This window comes from Metasolibacillus sp. FSL K6-0083, assembly GCF_038630865.1.
GTDB lineage: Bacteria > Bacillota > Bacilli > Bacillales_A > Planococcaceae > Metasolibacillus > Metasolibacillus fluoroglycofenilyticus.
Genome location: NZ_CP152046.1, coordinates 388690 through 411053, shown reverse-complemented (window position 1 = coordinate 411053; position 22364 = coordinate 388690). Strand labels below are relative to the sequence as shown.

The window sequence follows — 22364 nt, the reverse complement described above, 5'->3', positions numbered from 1 at the left end:
CGAATATACTAAATAATAGTAAAAGGAGGATTGTCATTTATGTTATTGCTCTTTTTAATTAACCATTGGATCTTTTTTATTTTAGTAATGATTTTAATGATACTTGGAGGGCTTTTAAGCTTTCTATTCCCTCGCATTCCGTCGCTCATTTTCATTGTGCTTTTTGCTCTAATTAGCTTCGGCTATACACGCTTATACGACGCAGCTTACTTCACAATACCCATCCTTCTTATGACATGTATCTTCACTGCCATTCCTATTGTACTTGTTAAATATACATTATATTTACAGCGCGTTGGGGAACGCTTAGAAGCATCAACTTCAAAATCCGTGTAATTATTTTCAAAAAAATCGATGCTGTTGGGGAATGCTTGTACAAGCTATTTCCTAACAGCTTTTTTCTATGTCACAAAATTGACATAATAAATAACTAAATTTTCTAACTATTCTGTTGACCATTTCACCCTGTTATAATACAATACAAATATAAATAAAATTATATATAACAGTTATCCATAAGGAGGAATATACAATGTTAGAAAACGTAGTAGAATTTTTCAGAAATTTACCGGAGAAAACTTGCGTGCAATGCGGCAACAAAATGGAAGAGCAAAGTGAATGCTACAGCCATAGCTGCGAAAATTGCAGTTCTCTATAAACGAAAAGACCATCAACATTCAAATTGATGGTCTTTTTACATAATTAATCTACTTGCATCTTTCTTTTAAACACTAAAATGGCAACTATTAAAAGCAATATGCCGTAACCTAATACCCAACTCAAATTAGTAGTAATGCCACTTCTCATACCACTTATAATGGCTTTCCCCATATCCACAGCATGTACAAATGGTAATTTATAAGCGACCGTTTTAAAAGTATTTCCTACAAGCTCTAGGCTAAACCATGTGCCTGATAGCCATGCGACTATATTTGTCAATAAACCACCACAAATGCCTGCAACTGCTTTTTCATTGAAAATACTACCGCATAATAAACCAATGCCAATAAATATAATCGAGGTAGGTAGTAGCATTAGCCATGCCATAATAATTTCTATAGATGCGTTCATACCTAGTAATATCGCGACACCGTAGCAAATACTTCCTTGTGCGAGTGCCATTGGAATTAACGGTAGCGTATAGCCAATAATATAATCAACCGCTGTCATCGGTGTTGTAAATAGCCTTGAGAGCATTGAGCTTGCTCTATCATTGGCAATTAATTGCGCTGAAAAGAGCGACATAAAGGACAGGCTGAATACAGCAATCCCCGGTGTTAATTGCTCAATTTGAAATAAATCATTTGGAATATTTTTCCCAATAGCTGTTAGTAGTAATAAAATAACGACAGGCAAGCCAATGCCAAATATTAATGTAAGAGGGTCACGTAAAATTTCCTTTGCTGTGCGCCCTGCGAATGCAAGCGCCCTCATCCAATCACTCCTCCTACAATACGGATAAAGGCATCCTCAAAGCGCTCTGTTGCTGTTTGCTGTATTAATTCCTGTGCTGTCCCAAGCGCTTCTATATGACCATCTTTCATAATGCATATATGGTCTGCTAAAGCTTCTGCCTCTTCCAAATAATGTGTCGTTAAAATCAAGGTCACCTTTCCCTTTAAGTTTTGAATGACCGCCCATAGCTCACGTCTTGCCAAAATATCTAAGCCTAATGTCGGCTCATCGAGAAATAAAATTTCAGGTTCGCTAATTAATGCCATCGCGATGCTTAGCCTACGTTTCCAGCCGCCCGACAATATTTTACTACGCTGCTTTTCAACAGGATGCAGAGAAAATAATGTCAGCATTTCCTCTACTTTGCGTTCCGCTAACGTTTTATGAAAACCATGAACGCCTGCCATAAGCCGCAAATTTTCTCTTACAGATAGATTTGGTGCAATCGCTGTTTCCTGTGGTGAAACGGCGATTAACTCCTTAAGCTTTTGCTTGCCTGTAATAATGCTATTTCCTAACAAAAACGCTTCGCCTTCTGTTGGCTTGATTAAGCAAGATAACATATTAATAAGCGTTGTTTTTCCAGCCCCATTCACGCCGAGCAAGGCAAAAATTTCTCCTTGCTGAATGGTGAATGATAATGGATGAACTGCTGTTTTAGTTCCATATTTTTTACCCAAGCCACGGACATCAATGGCAACAATCATTCGCTTTCCTCTCTTTCCAATTTATTCATTCGAAGCGCCTCGCTGAAAAACTTTTGCGTATAGCTTTCTGGTATAATTGCCAACCCACGTTCCTCATCTCCAACAATCACAAGTGCATCGCCCACCTCTATTTTGAACAAATCTCTCGCCCTTTTCGGAATAACAATTTGTCCTCTTTCTCCGACGACTGCGACGCCAAATAAATGCTTGCCCTTTGGTGCAATCCCTAGCCCAATTTCGTCTTGATGATTCACTAAGTCATCCAGTGTCACATCATATAATTTTGCTAGCTCTATACAACTTGTCATATCAGGAATTGATTCACCCTTTTCCCATTTTGCTACAGCCTGACGTGAAACATTAATTTTTTCTGCTACCTCTTCTTGTGTATATTGATGCTTCTTTCGCAATTGCTTCAAATTCACACTTATCATATTTTTCATCTCCTCTTTTTTATTATTTCCGATTATTACAGCATCGTCTATCAACTAACAGTAACATGAATGTTAATACTAGTTACCTTCGTGTTTTTCTTTATTCACGAAACTTTCTGAACTATTTTCCGTATATAATAGTAGGAAAGGAGTGACAAAAATGGAACCGCAAGAAATTTTATCAATGACCAATTTAACGAAAGGCTATGGCAGTAAAGAAGTTTTAAAGGGGGTAGATTTATATGTCTACCAAGGAGAAATTATCGGTTATATCGGACCGAATGGTGCTGGTAAAAGCACAACAGTAAAGCTGATTTTAGGCATTGAGGAAAATTATGAAGGCGAAATTCGTTTGTTTGGTGAAAATATAAAAAATGGGGCATTGGACTACAAACGGAGAATTGGCTATGTGCCTGAAATTGCTGATGTTTATGATAATTTAACAGGCTACGAATATTTAACATTTATCGGGGAGCTTTACGGATTATCATTAGAGGAGGCTGCTCGTAAATCAGAAGCGTTAATGGAGTTATTCGGTGTTGGCGAAGCATATCATTCCCGTATTTCTTCCTATTCAAAAGGAATGCGGCAAAAGCTATTAATTATTTCAAGCGTTTTACATAATCCAGATATTTTATTTTTAGATGAACCAATTAACGGCTTAGATGCCAATAGCGTAATGATTTTTAAGGAAATTTTAACGCAATTAGCCGCTCAGGGAAAAACAATTTTTTATTCATCGCATATTATGGATGTCGTCGAAAAAATTAGTAGCCGTATTGTGTTGCTACATGATGGCAAAGTGGCTGCTGATGGCACGTTTGAAGAATTGCAAGCAACAAACACTGAAGGTACTTTAGAGCGTATTTTCAACCAATTGACAGGCTTTGACCGCCATCAAGAAATCGGTGAGCAATTCGTAGCCGTTGTTGGCGGAGGTACGCGATGACAGATTTCAAAATGCTCCGATTACTTGATAAATTGCGCTTTCTATTCAATAAAATCGGTGTTGACTATCAGATGATGCGCAAAATTTTACAAATAAAGCTGACGATGGATGAACGCAAAGTGCCCACCTTATTCAATCAATCAGCGAAGAAAAAAGAAAATACGAAAAATAGCTATCTTAAATCATTATGGATTTATACATTAATGGGGCTTATGCTCATTCCGTTTCTCGCTTTCGGTACGCAATTTTTATTTCAAATGAGCATCGCCTATTCAATGATTCTTTTCGTTATTATGACGTCGATGATTTCGGATTTTTCCTCTGTGTTGCTCGATTTGCGTGACCGCAATATTCTCGGTACGAAGCCGATTTCTGCTAGAACAATTAATGCGGCAAAAATCGTTCATATTGTCATTTATTTAAGCTATTTAACGATTGCTTTCATGGCGATTCCACTGATTGTTTCTCTATTTACACAAGGCGTGCTGTTTTTTGCCATTACAGTGGTAGAGCTAGTGTTGAGCAATATTTTAATTGTCGTTTTAACAGCGATTTTGTATATTGCAGTTTTACGATTTTTCGACGGCGAAAAGTTGAAGGATATGATTAATTATGTGCAAATTGGCTTAACACTTGCGATGATGGTCGGCTATCAATTTGTTGTGCGCTCCTTTGAATTTGCCAATTTAAAAATAGTCGTCGAACTAGATTGGTGGAGCGTTTTCCTTATTCCCATGTGGTTTGCTGCCCCATATGAATTGTTCTTAAACGGCACAATCAACTTTTTCACCGTGACAATGAGTATGCTGGCAGTCGCGATGCCACTCTTTTCTTTGTGGCTGTACATTCAATTGATTCCGGCTTTTGAGCGCAATTTACAAAAGCTTTTAGCGACAAGCAAATCGAAAAAGGTAAAAACGAGTCGTATAAAAGCTTTCTTACTCAGTCTACTTTGCCCGACAAATGAGGAAAGAGCCTTTTATCGCTTCGCTTCTTTAATGATGAAAAAGGAGCGCGACTTTAAATTGAAGGTATACCCTTCTCTCGGCTTTTCGATTGTCATCCCATTTATTTTTATTTTTAACACAATGCGCGATGAAACAATGAATTTTGCGACAAGCAATAGCTATTTAACGATTTATTTTTCCATGCTTATCATTCCAACTGCTTTACTTATGCTGCAATTTTCAAGTAACTATAAAGGCGCTTGGGTTTTCAAAGCTGTACCTATAACAAGCTTTGCTGCATATAAAAAAGGGGTGCTGAAAGCCTTTCTCGTGCAATTGTATACACCGCTTTATTTAATGATAAGCATCATTTTTTGCTTTATTTACGGCTTGCGAGTTGTGCCAGATTTACTTGTCGTGTTTGCAGTAAGCTGCCTTTATAGCGTCATTTGCTATATCGCATCAAAGCCGCCAATTCCGTTTTCAGAGCCTTCCACACAATTGAACGAATCACAAAGCTGGAAGATGCTTGGGCTACTATTACCGTTAATTCCATTTGTCATTGTCCATTTTGCTCTTTTGAAAGCAGGCAGCCTGTGGCTATTCATTTATTTAGCGGTGTTGTGTATTAGTAATATTGCCGTTTGGAAAGTGTTTTTAGGAGAAAAGTCACAATTCGCTCATTAGACAGGTAAATTCGCACATTAACGATACGAATCCGCTCATTAAACACCTAAATTCGCTCGTAAAAGAAATGAAGCGTCCCAAATGCCAGCAACGGCACGGCATTTGGGACAGCTCTCATTGTGCTTTCATTTTTTCTAATTGTCGTACTGTCGGTGTTAAATTGGCAAAGAAATAAGCCTCGCGTAATTTGCGAGAAGGAACACTGCCTACAACATAGCCTTGTGCACCGTGATGAATCATATTTGCCTGTACCGCGCTTAATGTGTCATAAACAGTTGTTAAACGAATAGATACTATTTCCTCTAATGTTAAACAATTTTCCGACACAAGCTTTTGTAATTTGGCTGATAGTAACTCCTGCTTACTTTTCACTTGTGCTGCTTGCACCTGTAAAAATTCATTGCAGCCATTTTGTTTTGCCTTTACTTTTTCGATTCCTTCTGCGACTGCTTCCATAACACCTAGCCCTAATGCTACTTGATAAAAAATGAAGGTCGGTCGAATGAGATTACAAAAACTTCTCGCATCCTCCGAAATAACTTGTTGCTGTGGAATAAACACATTGCTAAAGCGGCATGAATATGTTGCACTGCCATTTACACCGATAAAATGCGTTTTTGATTGAAGCTGCAAATTTTCCTGCTTTGTTGATACAAGGAACATGATTTCATGCTCACCAACGGCGGCGATAGCGCCAAATAAATGTTTATCACCTAAATTAGAAACAGCAGGCAAAACACCGTTAACAATATAGCCGCCCTCCACTTGCTGCGCAGATAATTGAAGCTTCTCTAGGCCCGCATAATATTTCATTGGATTAGATAAGGCTGTAGCACCTAATAGCTCGCCAGCTTCTAGCTGTGGCAAAATATTTTTTTGCAAATAAATATTTTTACTATTGCGCACATAAGTTAAGGCAGCTAAATGACACCATACACAAAATGCAGTCGTCATACATACCTTTGCTGTTTCTTGCACAACCGTTAATTCATCCAATAAAATGCTTTCTAGCTTCTTGCCACTTGATTGAAAAAAGCCTTCTTTACCTAATGCCGTGAGATAATCCTCTGCATAAAAAGCTTCCTCATCAATCTTTTTTACAAGAGGCTTTAATAGCTCATCTATTATCTTTTGTAATCGTAGCGTGCTGATGACCATTTTCTCCCCTCCCCTATTGTTAATCTGCTAATTCAGTTAATGACGTAATCGGCGTAGATACAGCCTCACGTGCCCGCTTTACCGCCGCTTCATCCGGTGCATCATAGAAGCATAAGCATTTTGTCATATCCTCACATACGTAAGTACGGGAAAATTTTACATCCGGTACTTCCTCATATTTCACAGAATTTTTCTTTTTACGCTCTAAATACTGCTCCATCGTAATTTCAGCAGGAATTTCCCATTCCACTAAATAATTGACATGCTCATTATTCTTTTTTACATTTTCTAAGTCCTGACCAATTAGGCGTACTTCCTTCACTAAGACGATTTCTACTTGTTGCTTTTCCAATGTTGCCTTTGCTAACGATTCATTTTTTGTTTCGATAATGAAATACGCACGGCTATAATTTTTCGCCACTTGTACTTCAATCACCTGCACTCCTTCTGCCCCATGCACTTGCTCAACAAGCTGTGAAAATTGCTCCTTGTTTGAAATACCTTTCACATTTGCTTCTACTAAAAATAAAGTCATTTTTTATTCCTCCAATTAAGTTATTTTATATTACTAAATTTACTTTTTTAACTTTCCTATGCTAAAATTTGTTACAAGGAGGTAGACAAATGAAAACACGCTATGACTTACCTTGTAACATCGCACAAACATTAAATATTATTGGTGATAGATGGACAATGCTCATTTTACATGAGCTATTAATAGGTGAAACGAATTTTAACGATATTAAAGCAAAGCTTCCCGGCCTATCAGCCAACCTTCTCTCAACAAGATTAAAATCACTTGAAGAAGCTGGGCTCGTAGTCGCTACATTATACTCTGCACACCCTCCGCGCTACGCCTATAGTTTGACGGATAGTGGGAAGGATTTAGAGCATATTTTTAATGCTCTTATTTTATGGGGCTCTGCGCATTTAAAGCCCTGTTATAAAGAAATTGTAGACCCTAAGACGAATTCGCCTGTAGAAATTGGTTATTTTTCAAAAGAAACAGGCCAACGTGTTGAGCATATTCGCGTTCAACCAATCCAATCATAATGAATTGGTGGCGTCCCAAAAGCAGTGCTTCGCCTGCTTTTGAGTCGTTTCGTTTCCAATTATTATTTAATTGCCATTTGCCCACCCCATATGCGTGCAACCCACCCTTCAAATAAACGAATCGCTTGGTCTAATAGCAGACCAAGAAGCCCGATAATAATAATGCTTGCCATCACAACATCAAGACTTAATGCATTTCTTGCATCGACGATTAAAAACCCTAAGCCTGACTGTGCACCAACCATTTCTCCTGCAACAAGGAAAATCCAAGCGCTCCCTAAAGCCATATGCAAGCCGTTAGCAATCATCGGAAAAGCGGCTGGAAAAATAATCTTCCACATGCGCTCGCTATGTGTCATTTCAAAATTAGCTGCCACACGTAAATACATCGCATCTACCTTTTTTACCGCAGACACTGTTGACAGTAAAACAGGGAAAAAAGCGGCGATAAAAATGATGATAATTGCAGGCATATTGCCGATACCAAACCATAGTACAATGAACGGCGACCAAGCAATTGGCGATACAGGTCGTAATACTTGCACAACCGGGTCAAGCACCCGCCATAATGCTGGCAATTGCCCGACAAGTAAACCAAGTAGAATGGCAATTGTCACTGCTAAAAAATAACCGCTAAAAAATCGAAAGAAGCTAATTTCTATATGCGTTATAATCGAGCCGTTTCGAATCATTTCAAAGAGTGCCTCTACTACTAAAAGCGGTGGCGGGAACAATGCCTGGTTATACCCACCCAATGTGCTCACTAACTGCCAAATAAGCAAGAGCAAACCGAAGCCAACTAGCATTGCCTTTATATTTTTTAAAATCATTTCACCCCTCCTACTGCCATAATGATGTATCAACGAAATCCTCATATGCTGGTGGATTTTCTGATAGCTTCATTTCAATCAATGCGTCTCGTAAAATAGCATAAGCTTCTTCTTCAATTGCTAGGTTGTCATAGGAAATCCATTGCAAGGATAAGTCCAATACATTTTGCTCCACATTCATAAATTGTCCGACAACTTCCTGCATATGTGTGTCTTTATGCTGTGCTTGCTCACCTGCCGCTACATAATCTTGAACGAAGCTTTTTGCTGTTTGCTGCTGTGATTGAATGAACTCATTGCGCAACACTAAACCACAATCGATTGAATTTGGCCAAATGTCCTCAGATTGGTAAAGCACCTTTCCTTTTTCAAGAGCCACTGATATAGCACCGAATGGTTCTGCTACAACATAGCCAGCAATTTGACCTTGCGCGAGCGCCGCTGGCATTTCTGCGGGTGGCAGCTCTACTACATTTATATCCTCGTAGGATAATCCTTCTTTTTTCAACATTTCATAAAGCAAAATATTATGCGTTGAAAAACGGTTTGGGATGGCAAAAGATTGCCCTTTTAAATCTTTAGCACTCGCAATGTTTGGAGCTACAACAAGCACATTACCATCACGATGCCCCAAGGCAACTGCCTTTAAATCAATGCCCTTTTCCTTCGCGTTCATCGCAAGCTGAATGAGCACAGAAGCCCCATCAATTTTCCCCGTATTTAAGGCATCCATTAACTCAGGCCATGACCCGAACTTCACAAGCTCTAGCCTGTAATTTGTCTGCTCTGCATCCTGCTGCATATATAACGGTACAGCATGAGTAATCGGTAAATAGCCTATTTTAACTGTTGGCTTTCCCTCGCTTTCTTTAGCTGAAGATTGCTCATTGCTGCCACATGCACTTAGAAGAAGCAAAACAATAGCCCCTACTAAAATATAAATCCCCTTTTTCAAGTAGCTCTCCTCCTATCAATTACGCCTCGGTTAACCCTCGTCCAGATTTTTCAAGCTAATTGGCGGAGGTTAACCTAAAACCGTCACGTCCTATGACAGCGATTAACTGACCTGTATCACACAGGCCCCTCTTCAAAATCTGTGACATTTGCCGGAGGCTTTCGGCCAACACGATGTTGGTAGTTCACTCAATCATTATCGCAAGTTGCGATGTTTTTTAGACTGAATTCCTCTTAGTCAACGAGTGTTTGGACACCCGCTGACATTGGTCTAATACTTGCATTCATTTCGCACCTATACAGGTGGGACACTTCTGTAACTCCTGCCTCGCTATTGGTACAAAAAAATTTAGTCCCTGCGATTACTCGTCGCAAAAAACATTGCTGAAAGAAGTTAAATATTGTATTCGATTTGCTGTTTATTGCTCGTAAATTGAAATTCGTTAAAAATCAGCTCACGATAATGCTGAAAATCTGCATCTGCACGATTTCTAGGCTTAGCACCTTTAATCGATATTTCTTTATAAATCCGACCAGGATTTGCACCCATAATGAATATGCGGTCCGCTAAGTAAATTGCCTCATCAATATCATGTGTGACAAGCATAATTGTCATTTGCTCACGCTGCTGAATTGAAATCAATTCATCCTGTAAATAATAGCGGGTAAATGTATCGAGTGCTGCAAACGGCTCATCCATTAAAATCACCTCTGGCTGAATGGCTAACGCGCGTGCAATCGCAACTCGCTGCTGCATCCCTCCAGATAGCTCATGTGGTAATGCTTTACACTTATCAAGCAGACCTACCATACCTAAATAGTGCACTACCCTTTCAGTCATTTCGTCTTTCGTTAATTTTTCTCCTTCGAGTGCTAATGCTACGTTTTTTTCAACAGAGCGCCACGGTAATAGAGCATAGTTTTGCATTAGCATTATACAGCGCTTACTTGGCTTTTTAATTTCTTCCCCGTCTAATAGAATGGAGCCACTAGACGCTTGCTCAAAACCCCCCACTAAGTTAAGCAATGTACTTTTCCCACATCCACTTTTCCCTAAAATGACGATGATTTCACCTTTATGGACATCAAAGGATATTTGCTCTAAAACCGTTTCTTGTTTTTTCTGGGAAGAAAATCGTTTGGAAACTTGCTGTATTGATACAATCGGTGCTAGCATATGTATTTCACCACCTCTTAATCTTATAATATTACTAGGTTTAATATGTTTTAAGTTATTTTATTATACTCACTTCAAAAAAACAACTCATTTTTCAAAAAAATTTTTATTTACTGCTTAAAAGCGATTTTGGATACGAAAGCAAAGTTCTCCTCGTTTATAAAATGACCTATTTTTTGGATATATTTGTATTCCTTAAAAAAGCGTAGCCTGCGGGGCTACGCTGCATTTTCGCATGAATGTTTACTACTAGATAGCACGTATGAGCACTGTGTTCAAAGCTGTTTGATTTATTTCAATAAAGTTTGTTCAAAATACTGCTTTACTTGTGGCCACTCTTCCTTCGTAATACTGTATAAATGTGTATCGCGCAGCGTTCCATTTTTACGCACCATATGATTGCGTAAAATCCCCTCTTTTTTAGCACCGATACGTTCGATTGCTTGCTGAGAGCGTTTATTTTCATTATCTGTTTTAAGCTGTACACGGTTCATTGCAAGCCGCTCAAAGCAATATGCTAGTAAAATATATTTACAATTCGTATTAATCGCCGTTCCCCAGCATGCAGGCGTTAGCCATGTATAGCCAATTTCTAATCGCTTATGTGTATTATCAAAATCAAATAACGATGTAGCACCGACAATTTTTTCTGTTGCTTGATTAATAATAACAAAGGTAATTACCGTACTCGCCTCACGCTGCTTTATTGCCGTTTCAACGTAATTTTCCACAGCTGTCTTTGTCATAAGATGTAATGATGTATGCGCCCATATTCGCTCATCATGGGCTGCCTCATATATTTCATCAATATGTGCACGCTCAATATGCACTAAACGCACAATTTCATTTTGCAAAGTTTCCATTTTCATCCCTCCGTTTTCTTTATTATACAGAAGTGAAAACAGAATATTAGTAAACAAATCCAATTTTTTTTGCTACGATAGACATAGTGGAAAGATAGAAAGAAGGTTTTTTTATGAGGGAGCATGCACTACCAATACTATATGTAGCCATTATTGCATGCATTGGAGGATGGCTATTCTCACTTTTATCATTGCCAATTCCATGGATGATTGGACCGCTATTTACTGTACTTCTTGCACAGTTTTTCATTCGCAGACCACTTAAATGGCCTGCATTTTTTCGCAACATCGGGCTTGTTATTATTGGCATTACGATTGGTGAAAATTTTTCTTTAACTATTTTACAAACAATGGGAACAATGTTTTGGTATATGTTAGCAATTAATATTATTTTTATTTTACTATGCTTGCTGCTCGCATTTATCACAGCTAAATATACAAATATGTCACTACATACCGCAATTTTAGCAAGCGTCCCCGGTGCACTTGGACAAATTATCGTTTTTTCATCTGAACAAAAGGATGTTGACCTTGCTGCTGTGACTTATTTTCATTTAATTCGTGTACTAGCTGTTGTTAGCGTTATACCATTTTTAGTTTCTGGGCATATTGTGCAACAAAATGTTGCTAGCATCACTTCGCCACTATGGGCTGGAATTATTTTAATTGCAGCAAGCTTTGCTTTCGCGCTCATCGCCAGTAAATTTCATATGCCAACACCTTTCTTTTTAGGCCCTGTCCTTTTTGGTATATTGCTTAATGTTGTGCAAATTGATATCCCAACTATTTCAGCGAACGTTTTGCATCTTGCACAAATTGCAGTTGGTGCACATATTGGTTTACTGTTAACACCTGGTGCACTACGCCTTCCAAAACGCACACTATTATTCGGCTTAATGAATGTTGTTTTACTTATGTTTGTTAGTTTTTTATGCGCAAAACTTGTGATGACCATGCTTAATTATACATTTGCGACAAGTTTTTTAAGCACTGCACCTGGTGGCATGGACCAAATGGCATTAATTGCTACCTCTATCTATGCAGAGGCAGACATTGTCACCGTTTTTCAGCTCGCACGCATGCTATTTTTATCCTTTGTTATTATTCCATTATTGAAGAAATATAGTGTCCGGAGCTGTCCAAAAAGCCGTACATAGCCGGCATTTTGGACAGTCGCGATGATGTTTCACAAAATATTGATTCCTATAAACAGCAAACGCCTCTTTTAAAAATGGGATGAACATTGGCTTTAGCAGTGTTATCCTTCAATAAAAGGGAAGCGATGAAAACATTGATTTCAATGCGGTGGCAAAACAAAATAGACTTTTCGGACAACCCCATTTTCTTGCCAAAATTCCATTTTGAAAAACAACTGATTAAAATAACCCAATTAATAAGTAAACGGCTGTTCCCCAAATAAAAACAGCGGAACATTTATTAAATATGTACATCACCTTGCCTGAGGCATCCACTTTTTTTAGCATTGAGCCAGCGAACATTAAAGCAATAAACCATAGCCATGAGACGATAATACATGTTATAGTGAAAAGCATTTTTTCTGTGCCAATATAATTTAGTGCGCTCGTTCCAATAACGCCAACTGTATCTAAAATAGCATGTGGATTTAATAATGAAACGGATAGGGCAAACAATATTTGTTTTTTTGCTGGCAGTGCCTCTCCTTGTTGTGTGGCTTCAGCCTTCGCTGTCCAGAGCACCCTTCCCATATAAATTAAAAATAAAATACCACCACTAATTAAGCCAAGTCGCAACCATTCAAACTGATAAACGATAACTGATAAACCAAGCACTGCAAGTAAAATGAGCAGTGTATCGCATAGCGCAGCTGTAAAAACCGCCGGTAAAGCTTTAAATTTAGATGGCTGCATCGCCCCTTGTGAAAAAACAAAAACATTTTGTACCCCTAAAGGCAAAATAAGCCCAAAGGCCAAAATAATTCCATGAATAATTGCCTGCATTGATTTTCCCCTATTCTGTTTTATCTATCTAAATAAATTTCCTTGTCTCGATGCGATTTTAGCAGCATAGCCCATTAATTCCTCTTGCAATGCCTTTGCTGTATATTCCATGTTTAACTTTGCTGGCAGCTCTACTACTTCTTGCCCCTTTAATATTTCTGCCAAGCTCCAGTAAGGATACGGGCTATCCTTTGCAGGAACATCCTGTATAGAAAATAAATAATTGTGGCGAAATAAAAGCTTTTTCCATTTCGTTGCTTCTTTATAAACAAGAAAGGCTGTATCTTTTGTAGCTAGTTCAATCATTTTTTGCAGCATTCTTTTCTCACCATGAAAGGTCATGGAATAGCTTGTTATATCCTCGCGCTGTTTCTCATGAATTCTAATCTCATATAAGTAAGATGACGCCATATTGCTCCCTCTTTTCTATTATAAATCCAAAAATAACTCCTCTAATACTTTCTCTTTCGCATCTAAAAAGCGCTTCGTTAAAATATAATGCAACGTCTCCTCATAGCGAACTTTGCTTATTTGTTGGTCAAAATCATATATTGTGGCATTTGGATAGCCTAACAAAATCGGTGAATGCGTTGCAATAATAAATTGTGCATCATGTTCCAGTTCTTTTATAATGCGCATTAAGCTAAGTTGTCTAGTTGGAGAAAGTGCAGCTTCTGGCTCATCCAATAAATAAATCGCCTTATGTCCGAATGCATTTTTAAACAGGGATAAAAAAGATTCACCATGCGATTGCTGATGTAAGGACTTTCCACCATACGCATCGTACTTCCGTCCAGATGGGTCAAACATTAAATCAAGATGACTTGCAAATTGATAAAATGTTTCGGCACGTAGAAAAAAGCCGCGCGCCACCTTTCGCGACCAACTTAATCGTATGTGCTCTCCAAGTGCAGAGTGCGATTCATGCACATCGTACAAATGATTGCGACTACCTCCAGCCGTATGGAAGCCACATTCATAGGCAATCGCCTCCAGCAATGTCGATTTGCCTGAACCATTTTCTCCAACAAAAAACGTAATATTCGTCGGTAAATGAAGCTCCTCTAAATGCTGCAATGCCGCAATATTAAATGGATATTGCTGCTTCTCTATTACCTGCTCCTGCAAATAGCGCACTGTCTTTAAGTACATCGCATCTCCCCCTCATTTTATTGTAACGAATTGCGAAAAAAATAGCAAAATAGCCGTCAGCATGTACACTAGATATAGTAGCTTTTCTACCTTGGGTCTGTGCACTTGATTTTATAAATATCCTCTTTTTTCATAGATTATCTATGAATTTCATAAATTATCGGTGCTCTCTCATAATCGTCTTTAGCCCCTTCACAGTTTTTGGTCTTACTCAAGGCTGTTTAGGGAGGACAAAATCATCGAAAAGGTTGCCAGAAAGCTTGCTAATGCGAGCTTTTCGGGCAACCTCTCTAACTTCTATTATTCAATAATTGGCTCTACTGCTAGAATATCCTCGAAATGTTTTTTCATTTGGCTTTCTTTTTCGTTCACGAGTAAATGAATATCGCCGTAGTCATTCGATGTGCGGATAAGTCGTCCCATTCCTTGCTGTAAGCGTAGTAGCATAAATGGTAGCTCTACCTCTGCGAATGCATCTTTAGCAAAGGCACGTTTTGCATCGAATAACGGGTCATATGGCGGGAATGGTAAGTCGAAAATAATGACGCGTGTCAATGCTTCCTGAGGTAAATCAAGTCCCTCCCACAAATGATAGGAACAAAATGTTCGAACTTTACCCTCTTGGAAATCCCGGACAATTGCAGATAGCTCTCTGTCTCCTTCAAAGGCTATCGTTAAACGAGCCATCACACCAAGCTTCGATTTAAAAGCATTCATTGCCTGCTTTGATTGAAATAAAATGAGCGTTTTCTCGCCGTCACGTAGCAATTCTTCTACTTTTGCTGCCTTGTCATTTTGCGCAAGTTCATGCACATAAATTTTCATAACATCCTCATAATCAAACGGAGATGGTACGCTAAAAGATTGATATTTAGTAATACCTAAGCTTGTAGCAATATAGGAAAAGTCCTTTTTCACTGATAATGTTGCTGACGAAAAGACGATAGGTGTTTTTTTAGAAAAGAGCTTTTCTTCTAATACTTCAGTAATTAAACGAGGCATAATCACGAGCGTTTCTTCACCGTCTGTTTCCTCTAACCAATCGACCGCATCGCCCTGTGCAACAAAAATGCGTAATGCTGCTGCGTAATGCTCGAGAAATTCCTCTGCCATATTAAGCTCATATTCTGGAATCATATAAAGCTCTGACTCAAACACAAATTCTTCTAGTAGCTGCTCTACATCTACTAATAAGCGCTTGCCAATCGCTAATAAACGCTCTGACTTTTCAATGCGCTTTCGATCTTCCTCTGAAGGCACTAAATCATCGCGTAGCTGGTCAAAAAATAGCTCATGATCGTCCTGCAATCTTTCCATCCCATATAATGTGCGCTCACGAACACCATCAACCATTAAACGCTCTAACAAGCCAACGATTGTATTTGCCTGTACTTTATAGGTCATTGCCTTTTGTGCGGCATATTCTAATAAATGTCCTTCATCCAGCACCATCATCGACACCTCAGGTAGTAAAGGAAGCTGTCCTTCGCGCTCACGTGATTCCTTTGTAGCTAAATGCTCCATTAAAAAGTCTTGCGAGCAAATAATTAAATCCGTTGATTTACGATAATATGCTCGGTGCAATGTTTGCCCACAACGATTGCGCACATCACATACTGCACATTGCATCAACGCATTATAGTTGACCATTTGCCATTCATCATCGCTCACCATTGGATAATCACTTCGTTCACCGTACGGCTGTAATGCCACCATTGAGCCGTGTGCATAGACCCCATCTGGAATCGAATCAGCAATTTCTTCAATCCAGTCTGCCTCCAGTTGTCTGTCTGCCTCTTCAAAGCGTTTAATACATAAATATTGATCACGTGATTTTGCAAGGCGCACATCAATATTTAAGCCTAAATGATCACGTAGCTTATGCACATCACCGCCCTCTTTCACAAGCTGGTCGATTAATGTTTCATCAGCACAAGCAATGAGGGCAGGCTTGCCTGTATAACGAGCGTACGAAACCGCCGGCAGTAAATAAGCTATAGTTTTTCCCGTACCAACACCCGCCTCTGCGAATAGTACGTTTTTCTCTTTTAATGCCTGCTCAATTTGGTAAGCCATGAAAATTTGTTCATCCCGACATTCAAAGCCTTTTTCTGGTAGCTCGTCGTATAAAACGTCTCCCATCCAATCGCCAAGCGAATCAAAGAAGGATTTTTCTTTTGATAATTCAAACGGTAATGATTGTCTCATATGAATTCTCCCCTAAATATATAAGTATGTAGACAATGAAGGGGCTGTCAGCAATATTGGATTTTCATCCGATATTCCTACAGCCCAATAGCTTTTTTATCAGATTTCAAAGCATTTCAATATAGATTTAGCTTGGCGTCTACTATTAATCACGCTTTGATTTTTGACCCCAATATTGATAAAGGTCTGTACGAATAAAGCCATTAAATAGCTTGCGTTTTTTCGTTGCTTGACGACCGTAACATTGCTCAAAGTTTTCCATGGAGGACAACATATAAACAGACCAGGTTGGATAATTTTTCATCACTTGTCCGAGTGTTTTTACAACAGCCTCAATTGCTTCCTTATCACCAATACGCTCCCCGTATGGTGGGTTCGAAATTATAACGCCATCTGTTAATCGTGTTGTAAAGTCTGTTGCTTGCATTTGTTTAAATGTTAAAAGCTCACCAAAGCCTGCCTCTAGAGCATTTTCCTGTGCAATGCTTATCATGCGGTGGTCAATATCCGAGCCAATTATTTGTAATGGTTGGTCGTAATTCGCAAGAGCATCAGCCTCATTACGTGCTTCATCCCAGATTTTCGCTTTCATCCAAGCCCAATCCTCTGAAATAAATTCACGGTTATAGCCCGGTGCAATATTTTGCCCAATCATCGCTGCCTCTAAAGGGATTGTTCCTGAGCCACAAAACAAGTCAACAAAAGGTCGATTAGGATTCCACTTTGAAATTTTCACTAATGCAGCTGCTAATGTTTCCTTTAAAGGAGCTTCTCCCTGTACTTGGCGGTAACCTCGCTTGTGAAGCCCTGCGCCTGATGTATCAATTGTTAATGTTGCTACATCCTTTAAAATAGCTACTTCAATTTTATAAGTTGCGCCTGATTCATCTAAAAAGCCTAGACGTTTGTAATGTGATTTCATATGCTCTACAATTGCTTTTTTCACAATCGCTTGGCAATCTGGCACACTAAATAGCTTTGATTTTACTGACTTTCCCGATACAGGAAACGCCGCATCTACAGGTAAATAACGCGCCCAATCAAGCGCCTTTGTAGATTCGAATAGTTGATCAAATGTATGCGCTGGAAATTGACCTACAACAATTTTTACACGATCCGCTACACGCAGCCATAGATTACAACGTGCAATAGCTGTCTCGTCTCCTTCAAAATACACTTTGCCATTATCAACACGTGTTTCGTATCCTAAGTCTTGTACTTCCTGTGCAACGATTGCCTCTAAGCCCATCGCTGCCGTTGCAACTAATTGAAATTTTGTCATGCTTTTACCTTCCTCACTGTATGTGCTCCCAATAGGCTAAAAACTGTAGCAATTCACCTAATGGCATCGGCTTACTATAATGGAAGCCCTGTGCGAAATCACAGTCGATTTCTTGTAATAACTGTACTTGCTGCTTGCTTTCAACGCCCTCTGCTACAACTTGCATATTTAAGCGATGCGCCATTTGAATTATTGCATCCACCACACCTTGTTTTTCCTCTGAGGAGCATATATGCTGCACAAAGCTACGATCTATTTTTAATACATCAAATGGGAAACGTATTAAATAGCTTAATGATGAGTAGCCTGTCCCAAAGTCATCGATAGATAGCGTAAAACCAAGCTGCTTTAATCGGTCGAATTTGCTAATTGCCTCCGAGGAGTTATCCAAAACTGTCCGCTCTGTTACTTCAATTTCAAAATTATGCGCCGAAGTATTGTTTTTTTCTAATATTTTTTGAATTGTTTCTAAGAAATTTTGCTGCTGGAAATGAATGCTTGAAATGTTTAAGGCAATTGGCACATTGGCATACCCATTTGCTCTCAATACATGAAATGCGCTGCACGCCATTTCTATAATCATTTCACTTAGCGGAATAATTAAACCTGTTTCCTCAGAATATGGAATGAATTCGCCTGGTGATACTTGACCGAGCTTATCGTTTGTCCAACGTACTAACGCTTCTACACCAATCACCTGCTTCGTTTTTAAGGAAACCTTTGGCTGGAAATATAGTTGGAAATCATTGTTTTCTATCGCTTTTCGAAGCTCTGTATCCAGCAATGAAACTCGCTTCGTATCAATTTCTAAATCTTCGATAAAAAAGGCAAAATTGCCGGGGCCCGTTTGTCTGGAAAAATACATTGCTTTATCTGCACGATGCACTAATTCATCCGTTGTCGCTCCATCTAACGGATATAAGCTAATGCCAATACTTACGGAAATAAAAATTTCTTGCCCATCTATTATAAAAGGTTGCTCCATTGCATGTAGTACTTGCTGGGCAAATTTCGCAGCTTCCCTTGGATGAACAATATTTGTTAATGTAATTGCAAATTCATCATCGCCATAGCGCGCTAAAATATCTTTATTTTTTAACAGTCTTCGAATGCGCTTAGCTACTGCAATTAGCAACTTATCACCGACCGCATGCCCAAACACTTCATTCACTTGCTTGAATCTGTCTATATCTAAAAAATATATTGCATGTCGCATCGGTGTTGTCGCTGTAGCACTTGTTAACAACAGGGCTTTCATTCGCTCTAAATAAGCAAAACGATTGTTTACCTTTGTTAATAAATCTGTTAATGTGCGTTTCTTCAGCTCGCTTTCAACGCTTTTACGCTCGGATAAATCTGTAAATATCCCACAATAGTTCATAATATTATTATCGCCATCTTTCACAGCGATAATCGTTAGCCACTCTGGGTAAATATCTCCGGTTTTACGGCGATTCCAAATTTCTCCTTGCCACATGCCATCTTTTTCAATTTTTGCCCACATTTTTTTATAAAACGAGGAATCATGCATACCTGATTGTAAAATCGCTGGTGTATTCCCAATCACTTCACTAAGTGAATAGCCTGTTACAAACTCAAACGCAGGATTAACTGCTATAATACATTTTTTCTCGTTCGTAATCATAATACCTTCCTCTACATTTTCAAAAATAACTTTTACTAAGCTAGTTTTGTAAACGGAAGAATGTTCAATATCCATATTGTTGTGAGTAAAATCTTTACTACTCATTGTTATTCCATCCTTAATAATATTTATCTTGATTCAGTAGTGTTTTACTGCAATGTATAATCGCAGGAGCAATTTGCTTTTGCATCAAAAGCGAGGCAACAAATACACAAAATTCTCACCTCTAAAGGCGGTGAGATGAATGTCTATTTTGTTTTCTCTGATTCAGCGGGTTCACAACCACTCACTGAATCAAGATAAATGCCCCCGGGGGATGTCACAGATTTTTGAAGGGAAATTTTTCGAGCCCGCTCGAAAAAAATCTGGACGCAATTACGCCAAGGCGTAATTGATGTCAAAGAAAAGGAGCCGTCCAACAAAAAATTGTGACAGCTCCATCTGCATCGAAAGGTACAACGATAAAACCGAACGCCTCATGATGTAGAGTATTTGAAATATTATGCTGCCGCATAAATTTAGTGCAGCAAAAACTTAAAAAATGCATCAATAGTATTCCGTAAGCCATGTTTTGTTCCTGTGTACTCAAACAGCTAATAGCCTCGTACTGTCAGGTAGTAATCATCTATCTACAGGCATTTGCCTGTCCCTCCATCCGTTCATTTCCTTTTGGAGAGTGCCCCTACCATAATTTGGGTTTCTCACTCGCGGGGTTTACCTCGTTCCACCTTGCATGTTTCCAAGCAAGCTTCGTCACTGTGGCACCTTCAGAAAGTTTCTACCATATCAAAAAGACTTAGGTATTCCTTTCGCCGTCAAGCAAATGCTTGCCTTACCTTATTTTTTCGGTAAGCACGAACACTACGGTCATCTCAGAGCCGTGTGAGCATGGACTTTCCTCTACATCATCTAAGATGCAGCGATTACTCGAATTTCTTGATGTCGAACTATATTATACTTGACACATATCAGAAAAGCAACAATATCATCTATTCAGATAGTTTACTACCGAAAACATGTTTTTCTAAATTAGACAAGCGTTTTAAAATATCAAAGTTTGTATTTGGTGTAGTCGTTTGAACAGTTGGCTGTCTACGCGCACTATTTTCTAACTCCGCTTTTAAACGCTCATTTTCTAAACGCAGCTCATTTAGCTGCTTTTCAAAAACATCATAATCCTCCATAATTTGATCTAAAAATTGGTCCACTTGGTCTATGCTATAGCCCTTCATACTCTTTTTAAATTCTTTTTCTAAAATAATTTTTGAGTTTAATTTTATCATTCGCATCTTCCGCCCTTGAAAACATCCTTTAACCTGTTTTCTAGTGGCGTTCTCCTTCCTAACGATATTGCTTATAAAGTGAAACTTCAATCAGTGGAGGAAAACCTCCACTGATTGTTAGTTGAATCAATTTGGCATTTACGGGCAGTTAATCTCTCACTTATCCTCAACGTCCTTTCACTGAAGGCTTGAAGTGGGTGGTTTTCAGCCCGTTAATGCGGGGTATAAACAGTTATTTTCATTGTCATATGCTAGCAACTTCGCCACACAAAAAAACGAAGCAAACTTTCGAGAAGTCAAACTTCCCACTGCATTCAAATAGAGGCGATAATTCGCCATGTTCATTATAGCATATGAAACGCTATCTATACGAGTATCATCGGCTATTGTTGTTTATTTTGAATACGTTCATAACGTTTTTTCCATTTTACTAATTGCTTTTCTTTTTGCTCAAATGACAGGTCACTATGCTGGATAAGCTTAAACCCTTTTTCCGCATAAAGCAGCGCGATATCATACGCTTTGATTTGATGCTCATGCAACATTGATAACTGCTCATATGCCTGTATTTTTTGACGATTTGAAATGCCTATTATGGATGTTTCAAAAGCTTTAATCGCCTCATGATAACGGCCCTGACGCTTATGCTGAAAAGCTAAATAAAAATGGGCTAATGCAGTCTCGCTCTCGCGGTAATTTTCTGTGACATTCGTTAACACATATTCACTCGCCACTTGCTGCTTTAAATCGCTATACCATTTCCCAACATTTGTATAAGTAACGGCTGATTCCTGCTCGCCAGAAAACAATAGCTTTGTTTGATGAATATACAATGTAATAAGTGATAATAAATCCCATTCATTATGCAGTAACACTTTCATTAAAACTTCAGCCTGCCCACTTTTCACCGCATCAAAATAAATGATAGGTGCTAAATGCCCCGGTATATCCCCTTGTCTTTTAAAGCCAAGCTTTTCCTCCTCGACCTGTACAAGCTTCATCTTCTCTAAATCATTTTTCCATAAACGCTTTGAGCTATGCAATAAATCAATATGTTTTTGCTCTTTTAATGGTGGCAAAGTTTGGCGATTCAATGTCCAACGTGTTTCTAACTGCGGCCAATCGAAGCTTTTTCCATTATAGGAAACGAGCGTGGTACTTCGCTGCCAAAGTTTTGATTCAAATAGCATTGCCACCTCGTTTGCTGGGTCTGCTAACACATATTGTGTGAGTACAAATTCGTCCTCATCCTGCTGTAAAAAGCCGAGCAAAAAAATATGCGTACCAGTGCCTTTTAAACCTGTTGTTTCAGTATCCCAAAATACAATGCGCTCTTTTGTATGTAATGCATAAGGGTGCTCGATATCAGCATTTTCCCATATTTCAAGTGCCGCTACTAACTCCCCTAGCGTATAATGCCCATGCTTATAATCGAAAGGATAGCGAACCTCACGCTTAAACAAGACGCCAAAATCATTATCGACAACCGCTAATCCTGCCTGTTGCCACCGCTCTTTATAAAGCGGTGGTGCAGGCTTCGTAAATTTTGGCTGTTCAACGCGCTCTGTTGTTTTTTTGCCTAGCATTTTTTTCATTTGTAA

The 22364-nt window shown here is 38.8% G+C and carries 23 protein-coding genes and 1 other RNA gene; 6 read left to right on the top strand and 18 right to left on the bottom strand.

The genetic code is table 11. The features are described from left to right. The first annotated feature begins 39 nt into the window (after positions 1-39). Both MHB51_RS01870 and yhfH read left to right on the top strand, forming a co-directional pair. Positions 40-336: a hypothetical protein gene (locus MHB51_RS01870; RefSeq protein WP_066162696.1), complete on the top strand. Its 297-nt coding sequence runs from the start codon at positions 40-42 to the stop codon at positions 334-336. A 196-nt stretch (positions 337-532) separates the two neighbouring features. Beyond that, positions 533-658, top strand: coding sequence for a protein YhfH (yhfH, locus tag MHB51_RS01865; protein ID WP_082798910.1), 126 nt, complete (start codon positions 533-535; stop codon positions 656-658). A gap of 44 nt (positions 659-702) precedes the next feature. On the opposite strand, the gene MHB51_RS01860 is transcribed toward yhfH, so the two are convergent. From MHB51_RS01860 to MHB51_RS01850, 3 genes are read right to left on the bottom strand one after another with little or no spacing between them, the layout of a single operon-like run. Next, entirely contained in the window at positions 703-1434 is a 732-nt protein-coding gene (locus MHB51_RS01860) for an ABC transporter permease (protein WP_066162693.1), read from the bottom strand. Further along, a complete protein-coding gene (locus MHB51_RS01855; RefSeq protein WP_066164361.1) occupies positions 1431-2159 on the bottom strand; it encodes an ABC transporter ATP-binding protein in 729 nt (242 codons plus the stop codon). The genes MHB51_RS01860 and MHB51_RS01855 overlap by 4 nt, the downstream gene beginning before the upstream one ends. Further along, positions 2159-2596, bottom strand: coding sequence for a helix-turn-helix domain-containing protein (locus tag MHB51_RS01850; protein ID WP_066162690.1), 438 nt, complete (start codon positions 2594-2596; stop codon positions 2159-2161). Before MHB51_RS01850 ends, MHB51_RS01855 begins: the two co-directional genes overlap by 1 nt. A gap of 160 nt (positions 2597-2756) precedes the next feature. Here MHB51_RS01850 and MHB51_RS01845 point away from each other — a divergent pair, with 160 nt between their 5' ends. Next, positions 2757-3545 (top strand): ABC transporter ATP-binding protein, encoded by a 789-nt coding sequence (locus MHB51_RS01845; protein ID WP_066162687.1) that lies wholly within the window; start codon positions 2757-2759, stop codon positions 3543-3545. After that, positions 3542-5179: a hypothetical protein gene (locus tag MHB51_RS01840; RefSeq protein ID WP_342558855.1), complete on the top strand. Its 1638-nt coding sequence runs from the start codon at positions 3542-3544 to the stop codon at positions 5177-5179. Before MHB51_RS01845 ends, MHB51_RS01840 begins: the two co-directional genes overlap by 4 nt. A gap of 114 nt (positions 5180-5293) precedes the next feature. Here the strand turns inward: MHB51_RS01840 and MHB51_RS01835 are convergent, their stop codons facing one another. Next, positions 5294-6337 carry an acyl-CoA dehydrogenase family protein gene (locus tag MHB51_RS01835; protein WP_066162680.1) on the bottom strand — a complete coding sequence of 348 codons (1044 nt, stop codon included), beginning with the start codon at positions 6335-6337 and terminating at the stop codon, positions 5294-5296. A 19-nt stretch (positions 6338-6356) separates the two neighbouring features. Further along, the gene (locus tag MHB51_RS01830; protein ID WP_066162676.1) at positions 6357-6872 is read right to left on the bottom strand and encodes a DUF4242 domain-containing protein; all 516 of its coding nucleotides are present in this window, start codon (positions 6870-6872) and stop codon (positions 6357-6359) included. An 89-nt stretch (positions 6873-6961) separates the two neighbouring features. On the opposite strand from MHB51_RS01830, the gene MHB51_RS01825 reads away from it, so the two are divergent. After that, positions 6962-7390, top strand: coding sequence for a helix-turn-helix domain-containing protein (locus tag MHB51_RS01825; RefSeq protein WP_066162672.1), 429 nt, complete (start codon positions 6962-6964; stop codon positions 7388-7390). Positions 7391-7452: 62 nt separating this feature from the next. On the opposite strand, the gene MHB51_RS01820 is transcribed toward MHB51_RS01825, so the two are convergent. The 4 genes from MHB51_RS01820 to MHB51_RS01805 all read right to left on the bottom strand — a co-directional run bounded on the left by MHB51_RS01820 (position 7453) and on the right by MHB51_RS01805 (position 11220). Continuing rightward, on the bottom strand, positions 7453-8220 hold the full coding sequence (locus MHB51_RS01820) for an ABC transporter permease (protein ID WP_066162669.1): 768 nt from the start codon (positions 8218-8220) through the stop codon (positions 7453-7455). Between the two features lie 10 nt (positions 8221-8230). Further along, positions 8231-9175, bottom strand: a complete 945-nt coding sequence (locus MHB51_RS01815) for an ABC transporter substrate-binding protein (RefSeq protein ID WP_066162666.1) — start codon at positions 9173-9175, stop codon at positions 8231-8233. A gap of 393 nt (positions 9176-9568) precedes the next feature. Continuing rightward, positions 9569-10351 carry an ABC transporter ATP-binding protein gene (locus MHB51_RS01810; RefSeq protein ID WP_107942844.1) on the bottom strand — a complete coding sequence of 261 codons (783 nt, stop codon included), beginning with the start codon at positions 10349-10351 and terminating at the stop codon, positions 9569-9571. 290 nt (positions 10352-10641) lie between these two features. After that, complete coding sequence (locus tag MHB51_RS01805; protein ID WP_342558854.1) at positions 10642-11220, bottom strand: GNAT family protein; 579 nt, start codon at positions 11218-11220, stop codon at positions 10642-10644. Between the two features lie 107 nt (positions 11221-11327). On the opposite strand from MHB51_RS01805, the gene MHB51_RS01800 reads away from it, so the two are divergent. Next, positions 11328-12371 carry an AbrB family transcriptional regulator gene (locus tag MHB51_RS01800; RefSeq protein WP_342558853.1) on the top strand — a complete coding sequence of 348 codons (1044 nt, stop codon included), beginning with the start codon at positions 11328-11330 and terminating at the stop codon, positions 12369-12371. A gap of 219 nt (positions 12372-12590) precedes the next feature. On the opposite strand, the gene MHB51_RS01795 is transcribed toward MHB51_RS01800, so the two are convergent. The 9 genes from MHB51_RS01795 to MHB51_RS01755 form a co-directional block, all read right to left on the bottom strand. Next, positions 12591-13193 carry a LysE family transporter gene (locus MHB51_RS01795; RefSeq protein WP_107942850.1) on the bottom strand — a complete coding sequence of 201 codons (603 nt, stop codon included), beginning with the start codon at positions 13191-13193 and terminating at the stop codon, positions 12591-12593. 24 nt (positions 13194-13217) lie between these two features. Beyond that, a complete protein-coding gene (locus MHB51_RS01790) occupies positions 13218-13604 on the bottom strand; it encodes a hypothetical protein (RefSeq protein WP_066162638.1) in 387 nt (128 codons plus the stop codon). Between the two features lie 18 nt (positions 13605-13622). Continuing rightward, complete coding sequence (locus MHB51_RS01785; RefSeq protein ID WP_342472305.1) at positions 13623-14345, bottom strand: AAA family ATPase; 723 nt, start codon at positions 14343-14345, stop codon at positions 13623-13625. Positions 14346-14645: 300 nt separating this feature from the next. Further along, entirely contained in the window at positions 14646-16553 is a 1908-nt protein-coding gene (locus MHB51_RS01780) for an ATP-dependent DNA helicase (RefSeq protein WP_107942852.1), read from the bottom strand. A gap of 145 nt (positions 16554-16698) precedes the next feature. Further along, entirely contained in the window at positions 16699-17835 is a 1137-nt protein-coding gene (locus MHB51_RS01775; RefSeq protein ID WP_066162629.1) for a class I SAM-dependent RNA methyltransferase, read from the bottom strand. A gap of 13 nt (positions 17836-17848) precedes the next feature. Further along, positions 17849-19585, bottom strand: a complete 1737-nt coding sequence (locus MHB51_RS01770) for a GGDEF domain-containing phosphodiesterase (protein ID WP_066162626.1) — start codon at positions 19583-19585, stop codon at positions 17849-17851. A 450-nt stretch (positions 19586-20035) separates the two neighbouring features. Continuing rightward, positions 20036-20415: RNase P RNA component class B (gene rnpB, locus MHB51_RS01765), an RNA gene on the bottom strand. Between the two features lie 54 nt (positions 20416-20469). Beyond that, complete coding sequence (gpsB, locus tag MHB51_RS01760; protein WP_342472303.1) at positions 20470-20763, bottom strand: cell division regulator GpsB; 294 nt, start codon at positions 20761-20763, stop codon at positions 20470-20472. A gap of 383 nt (positions 20764-21146) precedes the next feature. Next, positions 21147-22358 carry a ribonuclease H-like domain-containing protein gene (locus tag MHB51_RS01755; RefSeq protein WP_342558852.1) on the bottom strand — a complete coding sequence of 404 codons (1212 nt, stop codon included), beginning with the start codon at positions 22356-22358 and terminating at the stop codon, positions 21147-21149. Between the last annotated feature and the right edge of the window lie 6 nt (positions 22359-22364).

Bases quoted from the DNA above. Each gene is read 5' to 3' on its own strand.
- MHB51_RS01780 (WP_107942852.1), bottom strand. From the start codon at position 16,553: ATGAGACAATCATTACCGTTTGAATTATCAAAAGAAAAATCCTTCTTT.
- MHB51_RS01825 (WP_066162672.1), top strand. From the start codon at position 6,962: ATGAAAACACGCTATGACTTACCTTGTAACATCGCACAAACATTAAAT.
- MHB51_RS01820 (WP_066162669.1), bottom strand. From the start codon at position 8,220: ATGATTTTAAAAAATATAAAGGCAATGCTAGTTGGCTTCGGTTTGCTC.
- MHB51_RS01835 (WP_066162680.1), bottom strand. From the start codon at position 6,337: ATGGTCATCAGCACGCTACGATTACAAAAGATAATAGATGAGCTATTA.
- MHB51_RS01770 (WP_066162626.1), bottom strand. From the start codon at position 19,585: ATGAGTAGTAAAGATTTTACTCACAACAATATGGATATTGAACATTCT.
- MHB51_RS01845 (WP_066162687.1), top strand. From the start codon at position 2,757: ATGGAACCGCAAGAAATTTTATCAATGACCAATTTAACGAAAGGCTAT.
- MHB51_RS01805 (WP_342558854.1), bottom strand. From the start codon at position 11,220: ATGAAAATGGAAACTTTGCAAAATGAAATTGTGCGTTTAGTGCATATT.
- MHB51_RS01790 (WP_066162638.1), bottom strand. From the start codon at position 13,604: ATGGCGTCATCTTACTTATATGAGATTAGAATTCATGAGAAACAGCGC.
- MHB51_RS01870 (WP_066162696.1), top strand. From the start codon at position 40: ATGTTATTGCTCTTTTTAATTAACCATTGGATCTTTTTTATTTTAGTA.
- MHB51_RS01755 (WP_342558852.1), bottom strand. From the start codon at position 22,358: ATGAAAAAAATGCTAGGCAAAAAAACAACAGAGCGCGTTGAACAGCCA.
- MHB51_RS01860 (WP_066162693.1), bottom strand. From the start codon at position 1,434: ATGAGGGCGCTTGCATTCGCAGGGCGCACAGCAAAGGAAATTTTACGT.
- MHB51_RS01840 (WP_342558855.1), top strand. From the start codon at position 3,542: ATGACAGATTTCAAAATGCTCCGATTACTTGATAAATTGCGCTTTCTA.
- MHB51_RS01795 (WP_107942850.1), bottom strand. From the start codon at position 13,193: ATGCAGGCAATTATTCATGGAATTATTTTGGCCTTTGGGCTTATTTTG.
- MHB51_RS01785 (WP_342472305.1), bottom strand. From the start codon at position 14,345: ATGTACTTAAAGACAGTGCGCTATTTGCAGGAGCAGGTAATAGAGAAG.
- MHB51_RS01810 (WP_107942844.1), bottom strand. From the start codon at position 10,351: ATGCTAGCACCGATTGTATCAATACAGCAAGTTTCCAAACGATTTTCT.
- MHB51_RS01800 (WP_342558853.1), top strand. From the start codon at position 11,328: ATGAGGGAGCATGCACTACCAATACTATATGTAGCCATTATTGCATGC.
- MHB51_RS01830 (WP_066162676.1), bottom strand. From the start codon at position 6,872: ATGACTTTATTTTTAGTAGAAGCAAATGTGAAAGGTATTTCAAACAAG.
- MHB51_RS01850 (WP_066162690.1), bottom strand. From the start codon at position 2,596: ATGATAAGTGTGAATTTGAAGCAATTGCGAAAGAAGCATCAATATACA.
- yhfH (WP_082798910.1), top strand. From the start codon at position 533: ATGTTAGAAAACGTAGTAGAATTTTTCAGAAATTTACCGGAGAAAACT.
- MHB51_RS01775 (WP_066162629.1), bottom strand. From the start codon at position 17,835: ATGACAAAATTTCAATTAGTTGCAACGGCAGCGATGGGCTTAGAGGCA.
- gpsB (WP_342472303.1), bottom strand. From the start codon at position 20,763: ATGATAAAATTAAACTCAAAAATTATTTTAGAAAAAGAATTTAAAAAG.